Origin of the sequence: Microbacterium sp. NPDC089189, from assembly GCF_040685095.1 — a bacterium.
Classification (GTDB): Bacteria; Actinomycetota; Actinomycetes; order Actinomycetales; family Microbacteriaceae; genus Microbacterium.
Map to the genome: position 1 here is coordinate 52,145 of NZ_JBFBHG010000003.1, position 18,748 is coordinate 70,892.

Here is an 18,748-nt window from a genome sequence, read left to right on the forward strand (position 1 = left end):
TCGGTCGACAGCGGCGGAGACGAGGTCGTCGTGTCGGAGGCCGCGCCGCGCCTGTCGTGGAAGGTCTCGGGGCCGGGGGCGCAGACGGCGTACCGGCTCCAGGCCCTCCGCGACGGCGTGCCTCTCGCCGAGGTGCAGGCCGAGTCCGGCCGCCACCTCGTCGTCGGCTGGCCCTGGGCGCCGCTGAGCAGCGGAGCGCAGGTGCGGTGGCGCGTCAGTACGCGGAATGCGGATGCGGACTGGAGCCGGTGGTCCGCATGGTCCGACCTCGAGTGCGGACTCCTCGACGCCGACTGGACCGCGGATTGGATCTCGCCGGTCGAGGAGCCCGGACACACCGCCGGGCGACGTCCCGCGTACGTCCTCGAGGCCACGTTCGATCCTCCCGCCGTGCCGGTCGCACGGGCACGGCTGTACGCCACCGCGCTCGGGGTCTACGAGGCGTTCGTCAACGACACGCGGGCGGGGACGGCGGAGCTGTCGCCCGGCTCCACCTCCTACGACAAGACGCTGTACGCGCAGGCGTCGGATGTCGCGGCGAGCCTCCGTGCCGGCCGCAACACGCTTCGCATCGTGCTGTCGGACGGATGGTTCCGCGGCCAGGTGGGGGCGCACCGCATGCCCGCACAGTGGGGCCCTCGCACCGCGGCCCGCGCCGAGCTCCACCTCGATCTCGTCGACGGCACCCACCAGGTCGTGCGCACCGATGCGCGCTGGACGAGCAGGCCGTCGTCCATCGTGTCGGCCGACCTGATGGAGGGCGAGCGGGTCGATCTGACCCGGGCGGTGCCGCCGGCGCAGCCGGTGGAGGTCGGTGTGGTCGCGGCGCCCCCGATCTCGTGGTCGCCCGCGCCGCCGGTGCGCGTCATCGAGGATCGCGCCGTCTCGTCGGCGACCCGTGTGGCCGACGACACCTGGGTGCTCGACTTCGGGCAGAACGCGTCGGGCTGGGTCTCGCTGGCCGATCTCGGGCCGGCGGGCACCCGCACGAGCATCGACTACGGCGAGCACGTCGACGCGGCCGGCGACCTCTCGACGTCGCACCTCGACTCCTCCCGCCCCGGTGAGCCGCCGACGATCTTCGTGCAGCGCGACGAGGTCGTCTCGCGGGGTGACGGCAGCTCGTTCGAGCCCCGCCACACCGTCCACGGCTTCCGGTACGCCCGCATCCGGCGACCCGACGCGGTCCTCGATCCGGCGACCGTGCGCATGCGGATCGTCCACACCGACCTGGCACCCATCGCCGCCTTCTCGTGCAGCGACGCCGACCTGGAGCGCCTGCACGCCATGGCGCAATGGAGCTTCCGCGGCAACGCCGTGGACGTTCCCACCGACTGCCCCACCCGGGAGCGCTTGGCGTGGACCGGCGACTATCAGGTGTTCACGCCGACGGCGGCCCGGCTGTACGACGTCTCCGGGTTCACCCGCAAATGGCTGCGTTCGGTGCGCGACGACCAGCTGGACGACGGCCGCATCGCGAACTTCTCCCCGGACGGCCGCCGCATCCGGCAGAACCTCGACGACCAGTTCGCGATGATGACCGGGTCAGCGGGATGGGGCGACGCGATCGTGGCCGTGCCGTGGGAGATGTATCGCGCGTACGGCGACGCCGAGATCCTCGCCGAGAACTGGGAGGCCATGCGCCGCTGGGTGGAGTGGGCGCTGGAGGCTGCGGCCTCGTCGCGCCACCACACCCGTGTCGCCCGCTCCGCCGAACCGCTGGCGCACGAGCGGTACCTCTGGGACGGCACGTTCCATTGGGGCGAGTGGATCGAGCCGCAGCCGTTGCGGGCCGACGGCACCCGGGCGGACCCCGTCGCCGACGACCCGATGGCGTGGTTCATGGCGGACAACGGCGAGGTCGGTACCGCGTACCTGTACCGCTCGACGGCCACGGTGGCGCGCATCGCCGCGCTTCTGGGCCGGCCTGCCGAGGCCGAACGCTACGCGATGCTCGCGGAGCGCATCCGCGATGCCTGGCAGCGGGAGTTCGTGAGCGACGACGGCCGCACCGCGGTCGACACGCAGGCCTCCTACGTCCGGGCTCTCGCCTTCGACCTTCTCCCGTCGACGCTCCGGGGGCCCGCGGCGGACCGGTTGGTCGAGCTCATCCGCCGCGCCGACACCCACCTCGGCACCGGCTTCCTGTCGACCGGCGATCTGCTGCCGGTGCTGGCGGACGCCGGGTATGCGGATGTCGCCTACGAGCTGCTGCTGCAGCGCACGTCGCCATCGTGGCTGGCGATGCTCGACCGCGGCGCCACGACCGTGTGGGAGGACTGGGAGGGCGTCGACGAGCACGGCGAGGCGCGCGAGTCGCTCAACCACTACAGCAAGGGGGCGGTCGTCCGTTTCCTGCACACGCACCTCGTCGGTCTGTCGCAGGACGAGGAGTCCGCGGCCTGGGAGTCGTTCACCGTCCGACCGGTCACCGGCGGCGGGCTGCGGTGGGCGCAGGGGCGACTCGACAGCCCGCAGGGGTCGATCGCGGTGCGGTGGGAGACCGACGGCAGCGACATCGAGATCACCGTGGACACTCCGGTCGGGGCGCGCGGGCGGGTCGTCTTCCCGGACGGCACCGTGCGCGAGGTGACGGCGGGGGCGTTCCGCGAGCGCCGTGCCGTGATCGAACACGGCTGAGCGCCACCGGCACAGACGACGAAGGCCGCGGGCGTCTCGCTCCGCGGCCTTCGTCGTCGCCCGCTCACCAGTCGTGGACGGTTCCGTCCGCGAGGCGGTTGTAGGGCAGGTAGGCCCGGATGTACGGGTAGGTGCCGGCGGCATCCACGTCGAGCTCGACACCCAGACCGGGCTTGTCGCCGGGGTGCAGGAAGCCGTCCTGCCATGTGTAGGACTGCTGGAAGACGCTGTCGGTCTTCTCGCCGTGCTTCATGTACTCCTGGATGCCGAAGTTGTGGATCGACATCCCGAGGTGCATCGCCGCGGCCATGCCGACCGGCGAGATGTCGGTCGGGCCGTGCATGCCCGACTTGATCTGGTACTGCGAGGCGTAGTCGAGCACCTTCTTGAGATGGGTGATGCCGCCGGTGTGGGTCACCGCGGATCGGACGTAGTCGATGAGCTGCTCGCGGATGATCTGCTGGTAGTCCCACACGGTGTTGAAGATCTCGCCGATCGCGAGCGGCGTGGTGGTGTGCTGGCGGACGAGCCGGAGCGCCTCCTGGTTCTCCGCCGGCGTGCAGTCCTCGAGCCAGAACAGGTCGTACGGCTCGAGGGACTTGCCGAGCTTCGCCGCCTGGATGGGGGTCATCCGGTGGTGGGCGTCGTGCAGCAGCGGCAGCTCGCCGCCGAACTCGTTGCGGACGGCCTCGAACACGGTGGGAACGTGACGCAGGTAGCTGCGGGTGTCCCAGTCCTCCTCGTTCGGGAGCCCGCCGCGCTGCGCGGGTTCGTGGTCGTACCGCACGCCCGAGTTCGCCTCGTAGGTGGCGTTCGAGGCGATGCCGTAGATCGACTTCAGCCCGGGCACGGCGGTCTGGATGCGGATCGCCCGATAGCCCTGCTCCTGATGCGAGCGCACCGAGTCGAAGAGCTCCTCGTTGTCGCGCCCGCTGGCGTGGCCGTAGGCGAGCAGGCCGTTGCGCGAGGCGCCGCCGAGCAGCTGATAGACGGGGAGCCCGGCGACCTTTCCCTTGATGTCCCACAGCGCCATGTCGACGGCGGCGATCGCGGCCATCGTGACAGGACCGCGGCGCCAGTACGCGCTGCGGTACAGGAACTGCCACGTGTCCTCGATACGGGACGCATCGCGACCCAGGAGCAGAGGCACGACGTGCTCCTGCAGGTAGGCGACCACGGCCAGCTCGCGGCCGTTGAGCGTGGCGTCCCCGAGCCCTGTCACTCCGTCGGCGGTCGTCAGTTTGAGGGTGACGAAGTTGCGATCGGGACTCGTGACGATCACTTCGGCTCTGTCGATCTGCTGCATGAGGGTCTTTCTGTCGAATGCCCGGCAGGCGGTCCCTGCGCGGCGCTGCGTCGCGTCCAGTGAAACAGAGCGAGCCGTCGATGGCAAGCGGTTGCGACTTGAGGAGTCCCGCTCGATCAGCATGCAAGAGGCACCGGGGAGACGTCGGCATGCAATCGGTTGACAAATGACAGTGCACCTCGCAGGATGAGGATCATGCGTGAGCCACGACGACGTGACCCTGACCGACTGCTGCCGGCGGATCCGACCACCCGCGCGGTCGCACGGGAGCTCTACCGGGCCGTGGCCGGAGCGCCGATCGTGTCGCCGCACGGGCACGTGCCGGTCGAGTGGCTCGCCGAGGACCGGGCGTTCTCCGACCCCGCCGACCTGTTCATCACGCACGACCACTACGTGACCCGGCTGCTCCACGCCTCGGGCGTCGCCTACGCGGATCTCGGCCTCGGGGGCGCCTCGGCCGACCCGCGCGAGGTGTGGCGCACGTTGGCGCGGCACTGGCACCTGTTCGCCGGCACCGCATCCGGCTACTGGCTCGAGGAAGAGCTCTCGGGAGTCCTCGGGATCGACGTGCCGCTCGGCGTGGAGACGGCGGACGCCGTCTACGACACGATCGACGCGCGGCTGGCGCAGCCGGACTTCGCCCCCCGCGCCTTGTTCGAACGGTTCGGCATCGAGGTGCTCGCCACGACGGACGACCCGCTCGCAGACCTGCAGGGCCATGCGCGTCTCGCGGGGGCGCTGGCGGGGCGCGTGCTGCCCACCTTCCGCCCCGACGCGTATCTCGATCCCGATGGCGCGGATTTCGGGCAACGACTCGAGCGCCTCCTCGCCGCCGAATCGGCACCCGCGACCTTCGCCGGTTACCTCGATGCGCTCGCGGCGCGCCGGGCGCACTTCATCCGTCACGGCGCGGTGTCGACCGACCACGGTGTCGAGGACCCGGCGACGCTCGACCTCGACGAGGGGTCCGCGGAGCGGCTGTTCGCCGCGATCGCCGCCGGTGCCGCCGACGCCGATCAGCGACGCGCCTTCCGCGCGCACATGCTCTTCCAGATGGCGCGGATGAGCGTCGACGACGGGCTCGTGATGACCGTGCACGCCGGCGTGCTGCGCAACCACCACACCCCGACGGCCCGTCGATTCGGCGCCGACACCGGCCACGACATCCCGGTGCGGACAGACTTCGTACGGGGGCTGCGTCCGCTGCTCGAGCGGTTCGGCACGGCGCGCGACTTCCACCTCGTGCTGTTCGCGGTCGACGAGACGGTCTACTCGCGCGAGATCGCGCCGCTCGCCGGGTTCTACCCCTCGGTGTACATCGGTGCGCCGTGGTGGTTCCTCGACGCCCCCGATGCGATCGCCCGGTTCCGCTCCGCCGTCACCGAGACGGCCGGGTTCTCGCGTGCGTCGGGCTTCATCGACGACACCCGAGCCTTCCTCTCCATCCCGGCCCGCCACGACACCGCGCGCCGCGCCGACGCCGCGTTCCTCGCGCGCCTGGTCATCGAGGGGCGCCTCGACGACCAGGACGCCGAGCGCATCATCGTCGACTCGGTCGGCGATCAGCCCAAGCGGGTGTTCAAGCTGTGACCGACCTCGATTCCGCGCCGACCGCCGGTGGGGTCGCCCCCGCGCCCCGCTTGCGCCGCCGGGCGTCGCCCCCGCCGGTGCGCATCGTGCACCTGGGGCTCGGCGCCTTCAGCCGCTCGCACACGGCCTGGTACACCGCGGCCGCATCCGACGCCGATCAGTGGGGCATCGCCGCGTACGCGGGGCGGCGCCGCGAGCTGGCCGACGCGCTCACCGAGCAGGACGGCCTGTACGCCCTGATCGAGCGCAGCGCGGCGGGCGACAGCGGCCGGATCGTCGGGAGCATCTCGCGCGCACACGCCGGTGACGACGTGGCGGCGCTCGTCGACGATCTCGCCGCGACGACGACGGCGGTCGTGACCCTGACGATCACCGAAGCCGGGTATCGGCTGGACGCCCTCGGCGACGGCCCCGATCTGACGGATCCCGCGGTGATGGCCGACCTGGCAGAGATCGAGCGCGTCATCGCGGGCGAGCTCGAGGCGAGGGATGCGCGGCCGCAGACCGCACCGGGGCGACTGATCCTGGGTCTGGAAGAGCGACGTCGCCGGGTCGGCGGACCGCTCGCCATCGTGTCGTGCGACAACCTGCCCGACAACGGCGGGCGTCTGGCCCGCGGGCTCGCCGGCTGGGCGGAGGCCGCGAGCCCCGCGCTGCGCCGGTGGATCGACACGCAGGCGGCGTTCGTCTCGACCTCGGTCGATCGGATCACCCCCGCCATCGCGGATGCCGAGCGTCAGGCGCTCGCCGCGGAGTACGGCGACGCGGTGCCCGTCGTGGCGGAACCGTTCCACGACTGGGTGCTCAGCGGCGACTTCCCGGCCGGGCGACCGCGCTGGGAGAGTGCCGGCGCCCGGTTCGTCGACGACCTGGAGTCCTGGGAGGCGCGGAAGCTCTGGCTGCTGAACGGCGCGCACACGCTCCTCGCCTGCCTCGGCTCGGTCCGCGGGCACGCCACCGTCGCGCAGGCGATCGCCGACCCGGTGTGCCGCACCGCGGTGTCGGGGCTCTGGGACGAGGACGAGCGTCATCTCCCGCGCGAGCTCGACATCCCCGCCTACCGCGAAGCTCTGCTCGCGCGCTTCGAGAACCCGCGGATCGAGCATCGGCTCGCGCAGATCGCGCAGGACACCCGCACCAAACTGCGGCTGCGGATCGCCCCCGTCGCCGAACGGGAACGAGAGCGCGGAGGGCGCGCGGACGGATGCGCGCTCGCCTTCGCCGCGTGGGTGCGCGCCGAGCGGCTCGGACGCATCCCGCTGCCCGTCTCGGCGGTCGCGCTCGACGACACCACCGCGCTTCGGCAATGGGTGCACGCCGTGAGCCCGGCCCTCGGTGCGGACGAGGCGTTCGTCTCCGAGGTCGAGAGGGCGCTGTCTAAACTCGAGGAGTAACGATTCGGCTACGCCCGAGCCAATATTTGGCAATCGGTTGTCAGGATTGCCGCCTACTGCTTTACTACTAATCACGTGATCATCTGAGATCAACCGACAAGCGGTTGCCGACAGAGCATCTCATCCAAAGGAGCATGACACGATGTCGATCATCCATTCCCGCCGCACGGGCGCTTTCGCGCTCGCGGCCATCGCGGTCTCCGCGGTCCTCCTCACGGGCTGCTCGGGCGCCAGCGAACCCGCGACCACGGACGGCGCCGTCGTCGACGCGCCGCCGCTGGCCGTCTCGGCGCAGTCGGCGCCCAACTCGCTCGACCCTGCCCAGCTGGTGGACGGCGCGCAGATGTACGTCTGGTCGTCGATCTTCGACACCCTGCTCGCTCGCGACAGCGAGAGCGGCGAACTCGTCCCCAACGCGGCGAGCTCGTGGGAGTACAACGAGGACGGCACGGTGCTGACGCTCGAGCTCGAGCCGGACATGACGTTCACCAACGGCAACCCCGTCGACGCCGACGCGGTCGTGGGCACCATGACCCGCACGATGGAGACGCCCGGCATCGTCCAGCCGAAGTACGGCCTGGTGAGCTCCGTCACCGCCGTCGACGACCTCACGGTCGAGGTGGCCTTCGAGTCGTACGACCCGCAGTTCGTCTTCAACCTGGCGCTCGGCGCCGGCGCGATCGCCGACCCCACGACGTTCGACGACCCCGAGCTCGCGACCAACCCCGTCGGGTCGGGCCCGTACACGCTCGACACCGCCGCGAGCGTGCCCGGCACCAGCTACCTGCTGAAGAAGCGCGACGACTACTGGAACAGCGAGAACTACCCGTTCCCGACGTTCACGGTGCGCGTGCTGCAGGACCCGACGGCCACCTTCAACGCCCTGCAGGCGGGCGAGATCAACGCCGCGACGGTGCAGTCGCAGCTCGCGGGCCAGATCGACACCAGCCGCTTCGAGGTCACGACCGTCGAGGCGCAGGCCCTGGCCTTCCTCGATGTGCTCGACCGCGGCGGCGAGAAGTGGCCCGCGCTGGGCGACGTCCGCGTCCGCCAGGCGATCAACTACGCCATCGATCGCGAGGCCGTCCTCAACGGCATCTTCTCCGGCGTCGGCCGCGTGACCGAGCAGGTCTTCGCTCCCAACGGCGAGGTCTACGACGAGTCGCTCGACGGCACCTACGCCTACGACCCCGAGAAGGGCAAGGAGCTGGTCGAGGAGGCGGGCTATGCGGGTGAGACCTTCCAGATCCCGAGCACGTTCCTCACCACCTCGATCGAGCCGACGCTGTCGCAGGCCTTCACCGACATCGGCCTGAACCTCGAGTGGGTGCCGGTTCCTCCGCAGCAGGCGCAGTCCGCGCTGCAGTCGGGAGAGTACGGGCTCACGTTCCAGATCACGGGGATCAACTCCGACCCGGCCGACGCCTTCTACCACTACGGTCTCAACGGCTTCGGCAACCCGCAGAACTACACGGACCCGACGATCGACGGTCTGTTCGACACGATCGACAGCACCGTGGACTTCGACGCGGCACTGCCCGCCTACAAGGAGCTCAACGCCTACGGCGTGGAGCAGGCCTTCGAAGCACCGATCGTGTTCCTCGGAACCACGTGGGCCACGGCCGACGGCGTGTCGATGATCGGCTACGGCGGGGCCCCGACGACGATCCGCATCTTCAGCGTCAACGGCTGACCGCTCGCGGGGGCGGGCTCTCCGGGCCCGCCCCCGCACCGACGAGGAATCACTCGATGATCATCTACATCGCGAAGCGACTGGGCACCGGCGTCATCCTGGCCCTGCTCGTCACTCTCATCACGTTCTTCCTGCTGAGCACGTCGTTCGAGGATGTCGCCCGCACCATCCTGGGTCCCTCGGCGACACCCGAGACGGTCGCCGGCATCATGGCGGCGCGCGGCTGGGACCGCCCGGCCATCGTGCAGTACGGCGACTGGCTCCTCAACGCCGTCCAGGGCGATTTCGGCACCTCGGTCTACACCTCGTTGCCGGTGGGGCCCTCGGTGCTGCAGCGGCTGACCGTGACGCTGTCGATCATCGTTCCCGCGCTGATCCTGACCGCGATCATCGCCACCGCCCTCGGCGTCTGGGCCGCCGCCCGCGGCGGCATCGCCGACCGCATCGCCCAGGGCCTCTCGCTCGTGGGCTATCTGGTGCCGGGTCTTCTGCTCGCGATCGGCCTCGTGGTCATCTTCGCCGTGCAGCTCAAATGGCTCCCCGCGACCGGATTCACCCCCTTCGCCGAGGACCCCGCAGGGTGGGTGCGCAGCATCACCATCCCCGTCATCGTGCTGACGATCGGCGGCGCCGCCAACATGGCAGCGCAGGTGCGCGGCCGGATGATCGACGAACTGCGGCGTGACTACGTCCGCACCCTCCGCACCCGCGGCATCTCCACCCGGGCCATCGTGCTGCAGCACGCGCTCCGCAACGCGGGCAGCCCCGCGCTGACGGTGATGTCGCTCGAGTTCATCCAGATGTTCGGCGCCGCGCTGATCATCGAGAACGTGTTCGCCCTGCCCGGCTACGGCAGCTTCGCGTTCAACGCCTCTCTGCAGGGCGACATCCCGGTCATCCTCGGCATCACCGCCTTCGGCGTGCTGCTGGTGATCGTGATCAATCTCGTCACCGACCTGGCCAACGGCTGGCTCAACCCGAAAGCGAGGGTGCGATGACCCTTCCGAACGACCCCACGACCGATCCCGACCCGCGCCTGCCGGTCGAGACCGCCACCTCGGAGGCGGCGACCGCCGCGACGACGCGGTCGATCCGCCCGCCGAGCACCGAGCTCCTGCAGACCGTGAACGCGGCCGCGCGTGCCTCGCGCACACCCATGTGGCGAAAGCTCCTGCGAGACCCGCAGGCGCTCATCACGATCATCATCCTCGTCATCATCTTCACCCTGGGCGCCCTCGCGCCGCTCATCGCGCCGTTCGGGGCGAACGAGGCGAACCTGCGCATGGTCAACGCCCCGGTGGGCGCACCCGGGTACCTGCTGGGCGCGGACGAATCGGGTCGCGACATCCTCAGCAGGCTTCTCTACTCGATCCAGACGGCCGCGATCTCGGCGCTCATCGGTACCGGCGTCGCGCTGGTGGTCGGTGTCACCGCGGGCCTGGTCGGCGGGTACTTCGGGCGCACCACGCAGGCGATCACCGAGTGGATCTTCAGCCTGATCATGACCTTCCCCGGCGTGCTGCTGCTGATCATCCTCATGCCGGTCACCGGGGGCGACTACCGCGCGACCATGCTCATCTTCGGTGTGCTGCTGGCACCCGGCGTCTACCGCATCGTGCGCAACCTCGTGCTCGGGGTGAAGAACGAGCTCTACGTCGACGCCGCGCGGGTGTCGGGGCTCAGCAACCTCCGCATCCTCGGCCGCCACGTCCTGTTCGTGGTGCGCGGGCCGATCATCATCGCCGCCGCGTTCCTCGTCGGCTCCGCGATCGCGGTCCAGTCGGGCCTCGCCTTCCTCGGCGTCGGCTCGCTGGAGATCCCGAGCTTCGGCGCGATGATCGCGTCCGGGTTCCGCAACCTCTACATCGCGCCGACACAGTTCCTGTGGCCGAGCCTCCTGCTCGGTCTCATCACCGCGTCGCTGGTGCTGCTGGGCAACGCCCTGCGCGACACGTTCGAGGGCGCGAAGCCCAAGCCGGCCAAGGTCGGTGCCGGGCAGCGCGTCGTCGTCGACGCGCGCACCGAGTCCGAGCGCGCGGGGGACCGTCTGCTCGAGATCCGCGATCTGGTCATCGCCTACCCCGGACCCAGCGGCGGCCTCAACGAGGTCGTCAAGGGCGTGTCGCTCGGGATCGCCAAGGGGCAGATCCTGGGCCTGGTCGGCGAATCGGGATCCGGCAAGTCGCAGACAGCGTTCGCGACCCTCGGCGTGCTCCCCAACGAGGCGGTCATCGGCGGCGGCTCGATCCGCTTCGACGGGCAGGAGCTCGTGGGGCTCACCGACGCCCAGATGCGTCCGCTGCGCGGCAAGGCGATCGCGTACATCCCGCAGGAGCCCATGTCGAACCTCGACCCGTCGTTCCGTGTCGGATCGCAGCTCGTGCAGGGCGTGCGCGCCTCGCTCGGGATCACGAAGAAGGAAGCGACCGAGCGCGTGCTGGCGCTGCTCACCCGCTGCGGCATCGCCGATCCGCAGCGGACGTTCGACTCGTACCCGCACCAGATCTCGGGCGGGATGGCGCAGCGCGTGCTGATCGCCGGTGCCGTGGCCAGCCGCCCCAAACTGCTGATCGCCGACGAGCCGACGACGGCGCTCGACGTGACCGTGCAGGCCGAGATCCTCGACCTGATCCGCGACCTGCAGTCGGAGCTCGACATGGCGGTGCTGCTGGTCACGCACAACTTCGGCGTCGTCGCCGACATCTGCGACCGCATCGCGGTGATGCAGAGCGGGCGCATCGTGGAAGAGGGCGACGTGTCGCAGATCTTCGATCACCCGCAGCACGACTACACGAAGATGCTGCTCGGCGCGATCCTCGACGAGGAGACCGTGCGAACCGATCCGCCCATGGCGGCGAGAGGGGCAACGACATGACTCTGCTGGAAGTGGAAGACCTGCGCGTGTCGTTCCCCGGTCGGGGCTTCCGCGCCGCTCCCGTCGAGGTGCTCCACGGCGTCTCGCTCGAGGTCGCCGAGGGCGAGACGCTGGGGCTGGTCGGCGAGTCGGGCTCGGGGAAGACGACCATCGGTCGCGCCGTGCTCGGACTCGTCCCGCCCTCGGGCGGCAGCATCCGATTCCGCGGTCAGGACATCGGCGGGCTCCGCGGGCGCGCCCGGCGCTCGCTCTCGGATGACATCCAGGTCGTGTTCCAGGATCCGTACACCTCGTTGAACCCGTCGCTCACGATCGGCGACATCCTGAGCGAACCGCTCATCGTGCAGGGTGCGACCGGGCGCGACGCCCGCGTGCGCGTGCGCTCGCTGCTCGACCAGGTGGGGCTGCCCGCCGATGCCGTCGACCGGCTTCCGCGCGAGTTCTCGGGCGGGCAGCGTCAACGCGTCGCCATCGCCCGCGCGTTGGCTCCGCGGCCCAAGCTCATCGTCTGCGACGAACCGGTCTCGGCACTCGACCTGTCGACCCAGGCGCTCGTGCTCGATCTCTTCGTCGACATCCAGCGCGAGACCGGTGTGGCCTACCTGTTCGTCTCGCACGATCTGTCGGTCATCCGGCACATCAGCCACCGCGTGGCGGTGCTCTACCGGGGCGATCTCGTCGAGACGGGGCCCGCGCCGGAGGTGACCTCGCAGCCGCAGCATCCCTACACGCAGCGGTTGCTGCTGGCGGCCCCTGTCGCGAACCCGGAGGAGCAGCGGCGGCGGCGTGAGGCGCGCAAGGCGCTGACGGCGGCGGGAACCGCCGTCTGAGCGGAGCCCGACGTCAGTCGGCGGTCGCGCCGCCGGCGGTCTCGGGCACGAACATCCCGACGACGGTGGCGACGACCGCATCGATGCGCAGGTCTCCCTCGCGGTCGAAGAGCCATTGGCTGCGCAGCCCTTCGGAGAGCGCGATGGTCGCGACGGCCAGCTGCGCCGGATCCGCGCCAGGGGCGAGGCGCTCCTCGGCATCCAACCGGGCGTAGATCCGCGTCAGAAAGCGCCGGATGTTGCGGTATCGCTCCGCGAAATGCGCGTGTGCCGGATGGGTCGGGCTGCTGGCCTCGCCCGTGAGGGTGGCGGCGAGCTCCGACAACCCCACCTCGCGGTCCATCTCGACGAGCGTCGCCACCATGCCCTCGAGGATGTGGACGGGATCCGCGTCGGAGGAGGGCCCGGCGTGCTCCCGCAGGTACTGCGCGCTGCGCTCGTCCTGGAGCTCGAGGACCTCGGTGAGCAGATCCTCCTTCCGCGGGAAGTGATGCAGGAGACCGGTGTGACTGATGCCGGCGCGCCGGGCGATCTCGGCCATGGACGCTCCGTGGAACCCCGTCTCGCTGAAGGCCGCGGAGCACGCCTCGATGATGGACCGGCGGACCGCGGCGGTCTTGGCGTACTGCGCCATGATTCTCCCAAAATAGTAAGGTCTTTCGAAATCATGTTACCCTCATCGGGTGGCAATCGGTTGTCGGCGAAGTCGCCGAGTCGGGACGGGGGCGCGATGACGGCGTTCGTCGTTCCGCCGCGTGTGCCGTGGTGGGGAATCACCCTGCTGATCGCGGCGACCTTCGGGTCGGGGATGGCGACGATCGTCCCCATGGCGTACTCGCTCGCCGTCCGGCTCGACGCCCTCGCGCCCGGTCGTCCCGACCTGCTCGGCTATCTGTTGGGCATCGGGTCGGCGGCGACGCTCGTGGTGGCGCCGCTCACCGGCATCCTGAGCGATCGCACGAGGTCGCGGTGGGGTCGGCGGCGGCCGTTCACCGTCGTCGGCGCGATCGTGGGCGCGGCGGCCGTGCCGGTCATGGTCTTCGCGCCCGACATCGGGGTGCTGGCCGCGGGCTGGGTGCTGTCGACGATCGGATGGAACACCGCCGGGGGATCGATCGCCAACTGGCAGGCGGACCGCCTGCCGCCCGACCAGCGCGGCAAGGTCTCGGGTCTCACGGGGTTGTCGATGCAGATCGCGCCGGTGGTCGGCATCGTGCTCGTCGGTGCCGTCAGGGACGAGACGCTGCTGGTGTTCGCCATCCCCGCGATCATCGCGGTGGCGACACTGGTGCTCTTCATCGTCTTCGCGCCCGACCCGGACAGTCGGAGCGCCCCGCGGTCGGCGCCGCTCACGCTCGGCGCGCTCTTGCGCAGCTACACCTTCTCGCCGCGGGAGGCCCCGGACTTCACCTGGAACTGGATCGGTCGGTTCGTCTTCTTCCTCGGGCTCACGCTCACGACGAGCTTCACCGTGTACTTCTACGCCCAGCGCCTGGGGCTCACCGTTCCCGACGTCGCGGCCGTCATGGCGCTGACCTCGCTCTTGAGCATCGTCACGGCGACCGTGGGATCGATCGGGGGCGGCTGGCTCAGCGATCGTCTCGGCCGCCGCCGGCCCCTGATCCTGACCGGGGCCGCGCTGTTCGGTGCGGGATGCGTCATCCTCTCCTCGGCCGGCGACCTGCTCGCGCTGGTCGCCGGAACGCTCGTCTCCTCCCTCGGCATCGCCGTCTTCTCGGCCGTGGGGCAGGCGCTCTCGTTGGACGTCCTGCCGCACCGCGAGACGCAGGCCGGGCGCTACATGGCGATCACCCTCTTCTCGCAGAAGATCCCGGGCGTCATCGCGCCCGTCATCGCGCCGGTCGTCCTCGCCATCGGCGCGGGCACCCAGAACTTCACCGCCCTCTATCTCGCGGCGGCGGCGCTCGCCGTCGTCGGCGGCCTCGTCGTGGTCATCGGGGTACGAGGAACCCAATGACCTCGCCATGTGGCAACCGATTGCCTTATCGATCTCGATCTGCTTGACTCGACCATGTACCGCACTGATGCGCAGGAAGGCCCGCAATGCTGAAGCCCTCATCCACTCCCACCCGCGAGCTCGTGAACCTCGACGGGGTCTGGCGATTCGCCATCGACAGCCGCGTCGGCGAGCAGCCGTGGTCCGCGCTGCTCGAGACGCCGCTCGAAGCGGCTGTGCCGGCGAGCTACAACGACCTGTTCACGGACCCCGAGATCCGCAAGCACGTGGGATGGGTGTACTACCAGCGCTCGGTGCGCGTGCCGCGCGGATGGACCGAGGACCGCATCCTGCTGCGTTTCGACGCGGCGACGCACGCGGCGCGCGTCTACGTGGGCGACGAGCTGGTGGGGGAGCACATCGGCGGCTACACCCCGTTCGACATCGACATCACCGATCACGTCGCCGCCGGCGGGGAGTTCCGCCTCACCGTCGCGGTCAGCGGCGATCTGACGAACGAGACCGTCCCGCCCGGCAAGATCGAGGTCGGGATGACGGGCAAGCGAAAGCAGGTCTACTTCCACGACTTCTTCAACTACGCCGGCCTCGCGCGTTCGGTCTGGCTGTACAGCACGCCGCGCGACCGCGTCGACGACGTCGTCGTCGTGACGGACTTCGCGGACACGACCGGATCGGTCGACTACCGCGTGACGGTGCACGGCGAGGGCGACGTGCGCGTGCGGCTGGCCGATGCGGCCGGCGCGATCGTCGCCGAGGCGCAGGGCGCCGAGGGGGTGCTCAGCGTGCCGGATGTGCAGCTGTGGCGCCCCGGCGCGGCCTACCTCTACGACCTCACGACCGAGCTGGTGCGCGAGGGCGTCGTGGTTGACAGCTACACGCTGCCCGTCGGCATCCGCACGGTCGAGGTGCGCGGGTACGAGTTCCTCATCAACGGCGAACCGTTCTACTTCACCGGATTCGGCAAGCACGAGGACTCCCCGGTGCGCGGCAAGGGGCACGACAACGCCTACCTCGTGCACGACTTCCAGCTGCTCGACTGGATCGGCGCGAACTCGTTCCGCACCTCGCACTACCCCTACGCCGAAGAGGTCATCGAGTTCGCCGATCGGCACGGCATCGTCGTCATCGACGAGACGGCCGCGGTGGGTCTCAACATGGGCGTCGTGGGTGGCCTCAGCGGCACGCCTCCGTTCCCCACCTTCTCAGAGCAGTACGCCAACGCCAACACGCAGGCGGCGCACGCCCAGCACCTCCGCGAGCTGATCGAGCGCGACAAGAACCACCCCTCCGTCGTGATGTGGTGCATCGCCAACGAGCCCGCATCCAACGAGGACGGAGCGCGGGAGTACTTCGAGCCGCTCGTGAACCTGGCGCGGGAGCTCGACCCGACCCGGCCGCTCACCTATGCGCTGGTGATGTTCGCGACCTTCAAGAACGACCAGATCATCGACCTCTTCGACGTGGTCAGCCTCAACCGCTACTACGGCTGGTACATCGCCGGTGGCGAGCTCGATGTCGCCGAGGCGTACCTGCAGGGCGACATCCAGGGCTGGATCGACCGTGTCGAGAAGCCGATCCTCATGACCGAGTACGGGGCCGATACCGAGCCCGGCATCCACTCGGTGTGGGAGGACAAGGTCTGGACCGAGGAGTACCAGATCGCGTATCTCGACGCCAACCACCGCGTCTTCGACCGGTTCCCGCAGTTCGTGGGCGAGCAGGTCTGGAACTTCGCCGACTTCGCGACCGACAACGGGCTCCACCGCGTCGACGGCAACAAGAAGGGCGTCTTCACCCGCGACCGCAAGCCGAAGGCCGCCGCGTGGGCGCTGCGCAACCGCTGGCGCGGGCTCGAGGGGCGCAAGCCCGGCTCGGACGCCACCGAGTGATGACCCCGGCAGTCGTCCGCTGGGGCGTCCTCGGGACGGGACGCATCACCGAGACGTTCATCCCCGATATCCAGGCCGCCGCTCCGGGATCGGTGACGGCGGTCTGGGGGCGTCGCGACGAGGCTGCGCGCGCCGTGGCGGAGCGCCACGGCATCCCGGCCTGGACGACGGATCTGCCGGAGCTGCTCGCGCGCGACGACGTCGACGCGGTGTACATCGCGACACCGCCGGCCACCCATCGCGATCTCGCGCTCGCGGCGCTGGATGCCGGTAAGCACGTGCTCGTCGAGAAGCCGATGGCGATGAGCGCCGCCGACGTGGAACTCGTCTTCGCGCGCGCCGCGGCCGTCGACCGGTTCGTGATGGAGGGCATGTGGATGAAGTTCAATCCGCTCCACCGCGACGTGATGGAGCGGATCGGGGCGGGACTGATCGGTGAGCCCGGCTACGTGCGCGCGGGCTTCGGGATGTCGTTCCCGGCCGGCGGGAGTCGGTGGGACGCGACGCTCGGCGCGAGCACGGTGCTCGATCAGGGCATCTATCCCGTGACCCTCGCGTGCTGGGCCCTCGGTCCGGTGGCGGCGGTGTCGGCGTCGGGCGAGGTGCGCGAGGGCGTGGATGTCGCGGCGCAGATCACGCTGCGGCACGACGGCGGGGGAGCATCGCAGCTGGCCTGCTCCATCGTGTCATTCGTCGACCCGTCGGCGTCGGTGAGCGGTGCCGCCGGGTGGATCGAGATCCCCGCGATGTTCTGGGCGACGGATGAGGCGCGACTGCATGCGGGCTCGCAGCGTGCGCTGTTCCACGAGCCCGACGCCGTGTCGCATCCTCGTGAGGGCCACGGATACGTGCCGATGGTGCGCGCGGTGAACGAGGCGATCCGCGCCGGCCGGCGTCAGCATCCCTGGCACGATGCCGAGGCGACGCTCGCCGTCGCGCGGGTGCTCGATGACATCCGCGCGCAGATCTTCGCCGCCGACGCGACGGAGCCGGCGTGAGCGCGATCGTCGTGATGGGGGTGTCGGCGGCGGGCAAGTCCACCGTGGCGGCCGCGTTGTCCGCGCGTCTGGATCGGCGCCTCGTGGATGCGGACGACCTCCATCCGCCGGCGAACGTCGAGAAGATGGCGGCCGGTATCCCGCTGGATGACGCCGATCGTGCGCCGTGGCTGGACGCCGTCGGGGCGGCGCTCGCCGACGACGCGGCCGGCCGCGGCGCGGTGGTCGCGTGCTCCGCGCTGCGGCGGATCTACCGCGACCGCCTGCGGGCAGCGGGCGATGTCGTCTTCGTCCATCTCGACGCGGATCGCGCCGTGTTGGCGTTCCGCGCCTCGGCACGGGAAAATCACTTCATGCCGCCGGCGCTCCTCGAATCGCAGCTGGCGACCCTCGAACCTCTGAGCAACGATGAGCGGGGTGTCGTCATCGACGTCGACGCGCCACTCGCGGACGTCGTGGATGCGGCCGCGGAATGGATCGAACGACATGACCGATGACGCGGGCTCGACTCGACTCGACGCGGATCTGCCGCCGGAGATCGCCGCGCGCGTGCGGCGCCGCGGCGCCGCGACGATCTACGACATCGCCGAGCTCGCCGGGGTGAACCCCTCGACCGTGTCGCGCGCGCTGTCCAAGCCGGGGCGCATCAGCGCGCCGACGGAAGCGAAGATCCGGGCAGCGGCCGAGCGGCTGAACTTCCGCTTCAACCCGATGGCGAGGGCGCTGCCGACGGGGCGCAGTCACACGCTGGCGCTCGTGGTCGCCGACATCACCAACCCGGTGGTCTTCGGTATCGTCCGCGGTGCCGAGATGGCCGCCAGCGCCGCGGGATACACGCTGGTGATCGCCGAGTCCCAGGAGTCCGGTGAGACCGAGGCCGAGGCCACGGAGCGCCTCATGCCGAGCGTCGACGGCGTCGTCCTCGCGACCACCCGGCTCTCGGACGAACGGATCGTCGACATCGCCGAGCGCAAGCCCGTCGTGCTCATCAACCGTGCCGTCGAGGGCGTGCCGGGGGTCCTGCCCGATGTCAACAGCGGCGTCGACGCCCTCCTCGAGCACCTCGCGGGCCTCGGACACCGCTCGCTCGTCTACCTGTCCGGCCCGGCGACGTCGTGGATCAGCGACCGCCGGTTCGCGCGGATGATGGAGGTCTCGGAGCGTCTCGGCCTGGCCGTGGTCGAAGTGGGCCCCAACGCGCCGACGATCGAAGGCGGTCGGGCGGCGCTGCGGCGAGTCCTCGCGGCGAAGCCTTCAGCGGTGGTGGCGTTCAACGACCTCATCGCGATCGGCGTCATGCAGGCCGCCGCCGCCCAGGGGATCGTCGTGCCGGACGAGCTCAGCGTCGCGGGATTCGACGACATCTTCGGCAGCGAGCTCATCACGCCGCCGCTCACGACCGTCCGTGCCCAGCTCGTCACGGCCGGCGAGCGTGCCGTGCAGGGGCTGTTGGCGACGCTCTCGGGCGAGGAGGGTCCGTCCTACGATCCGCTCGAGACGACGCTCGTCGTGCGCGGTTCGACGGGAGCCGTCGCCGGAGGCTGACCCGGTGATG

At 70.3% G+C, this 18,748-nt stretch carries 14 protein-coding genes; 12 read left to right on the forward strand and 2 right to left on the reverse strand.

The window, feature by feature from the left end:
* Nucleotides 1-30 precede the first annotated feature (30 nt).
* Nucleotides 31-2,640, forward strand: a complete 2,610-nt coding sequence (locus tag AB0N73_RS02580; protein ID WP_363560049.1) for a family 78 glycoside hydrolase catalytic domain — start codon at nt 31-33, stop codon at nt 2,638-2,640.
* Between the two features lie 64 nt (nt 2,641-2,704).
* Here the strand turns inward: AB0N73_RS02580 and manD are convergent, their stop codons facing one another.
* The gene (gene manD, locus AB0N73_RS02585) at nt 2,705-3,946 is read right to left on the reverse strand and encodes a D-mannonate dehydratase ManD (RefSeq protein WP_363560051.1); all 1,242 of its coding nucleotides are present in this window, start codon (nt 3,944-3,946) and stop codon (nt 2,705-2,707) included.
* 195 nt (nt 3,947-4,141) lie between these two features.
* Here manD and uxaC point away from each other — a divergent pair, with 195 nt between their 5' ends.
* The 6 genes from uxaC (at nt 4,142) to AB0N73_RS02615 (ending at nt 12,328) form a co-directional block, all read left to right on the forward strand.
* Nucleotides 4,142-5,536, forward strand: coding sequence for a glucuronate isomerase (gene uxaC, locus AB0N73_RS02590; protein ID WP_363560053.1), 1,395 nt, complete (start codon nt 4,142-4,144; stop codon nt 5,534-5,536).
* Nucleotides 5,533-6,930 carry a mannitol dehydrogenase family protein gene (locus AB0N73_RS02595; RefSeq protein WP_363560055.1) on the forward strand — a complete coding sequence of 466 codons (1,398 nt, stop codon included), beginning with the start codon at nt 5,533-5,535 and terminating at the stop codon, nt 6,928-6,930. Before uxaC ends, AB0N73_RS02595 begins: the two co-directional genes overlap by 4 nt.
* Nucleotides 6,931-7,072: 142 nt before the next feature.
* Nucleotides 7,073-8,623, forward strand: coding sequence for an ABC transporter substrate-binding protein (locus AB0N73_RS02600; RefSeq protein WP_363560057.1), 1,551 nt, complete (start codon nt 7,073-7,075; stop codon nt 8,621-8,623).
* A gap of 56 nt (nt 8,624-8,679) precedes the next feature.
* Entirely contained in the window at nt 8,680-9,621 is a 942-nt protein-coding gene (locus tag AB0N73_RS02605) for an ABC transporter permease (RefSeq protein ID WP_363560059.1), read from the forward strand.
* Nucleotides 9,618-11,498, forward strand: a complete 1,881-nt coding sequence (locus AB0N73_RS02610) for a dipeptide/oligopeptide/nickel ABC transporter permease/ATP-binding protein (RefSeq protein WP_363560061.1) — start codon at nt 9,618-9,620, stop codon at nt 11,496-11,498. Before AB0N73_RS02605 ends, AB0N73_RS02610 begins: the two co-directional genes overlap by 4 nt.
* On the forward strand, nt 11,495-12,328 hold the full coding sequence (locus AB0N73_RS02615; RefSeq protein WP_363560063.1) for an ATP-binding cassette domain-containing protein: 834 nt from the start codon (nt 11,495-11,497) through the stop codon (nt 12,326-12,328). Before AB0N73_RS02610 ends, AB0N73_RS02615 begins: the two co-directional genes overlap by 4 nt.
* A gap of 13 nt (nt 12,329-12,341) precedes the next feature.
* Here the strand turns inward: AB0N73_RS02615 and AB0N73_RS02620 are convergent, their stop codons facing one another.
* Nucleotides 12,342-12,962, reverse strand: a complete 621-nt coding sequence (locus AB0N73_RS02620) for a TetR/AcrR family transcriptional regulator (protein WP_363560065.1) — start codon at nt 12,960-12,962, stop codon at nt 12,342-12,344.
* Between the two features lie 96 nt (nt 12,963-13,058).
* On the opposite strand from AB0N73_RS02620, the gene AB0N73_RS02625 reads away from it, so the two are divergent.
* The 5 genes from AB0N73_RS02625 to AB0N73_RS02645 all read left to right on the forward strand — a co-directional run bounded on the left by AB0N73_RS02625 (nt 13,059) and on the right by AB0N73_RS02645 (nt 18,738).
* Entirely contained in the window at nt 13,059-14,306 is a 1,248-nt protein-coding gene (locus AB0N73_RS02625; protein WP_363560067.1) for an MFS transporter, read from the forward strand.
* An 86-nt stretch (nt 14,307-14,392) separates the two neighbouring features.
* Nucleotides 14,393-16,195, forward strand: coding sequence for a beta-glucuronidase (uidA, locus tag AB0N73_RS02630; protein WP_363560069.1), 1,803 nt, complete (start codon nt 14,393-14,395; stop codon nt 16,193-16,195).
* Nucleotides 16,195-17,193 carry a Gfo/Idh/MocA family oxidoreductase gene (locus AB0N73_RS02635; RefSeq protein WP_363560071.1) on the forward strand — a complete coding sequence of 333 codons (999 nt, stop codon included), beginning with the start codon at nt 16,195-16,197 and terminating at the stop codon, nt 17,191-17,193. The genes uidA and AB0N73_RS02635 overlap by 1 nt, the downstream gene beginning before the upstream one ends.
* Nucleotides 17,190-17,690, forward strand: a complete 501-nt coding sequence (locus AB0N73_RS02640; protein ID WP_363560073.1) for a gluconokinase — start codon at nt 17,190-17,192, stop codon at nt 17,688-17,690. The genes AB0N73_RS02635 and AB0N73_RS02640 overlap by 4 nt, the downstream gene beginning before the upstream one ends.
* Nucleotides 17,680-18,738 (forward strand): LacI family DNA-binding transcriptional regulator, encoded by a 1,059-nt coding sequence (locus AB0N73_RS02645; protein ID WP_363560075.1) that lies wholly within the window; start codon nt 17,680-17,682, stop codon nt 18,736-18,738. The genes AB0N73_RS02640 and AB0N73_RS02645 overlap by 11 nt, the downstream gene beginning before the upstream one ends.
* Nucleotides 18,739-18,748: the final 10 nt, after the last annotated feature.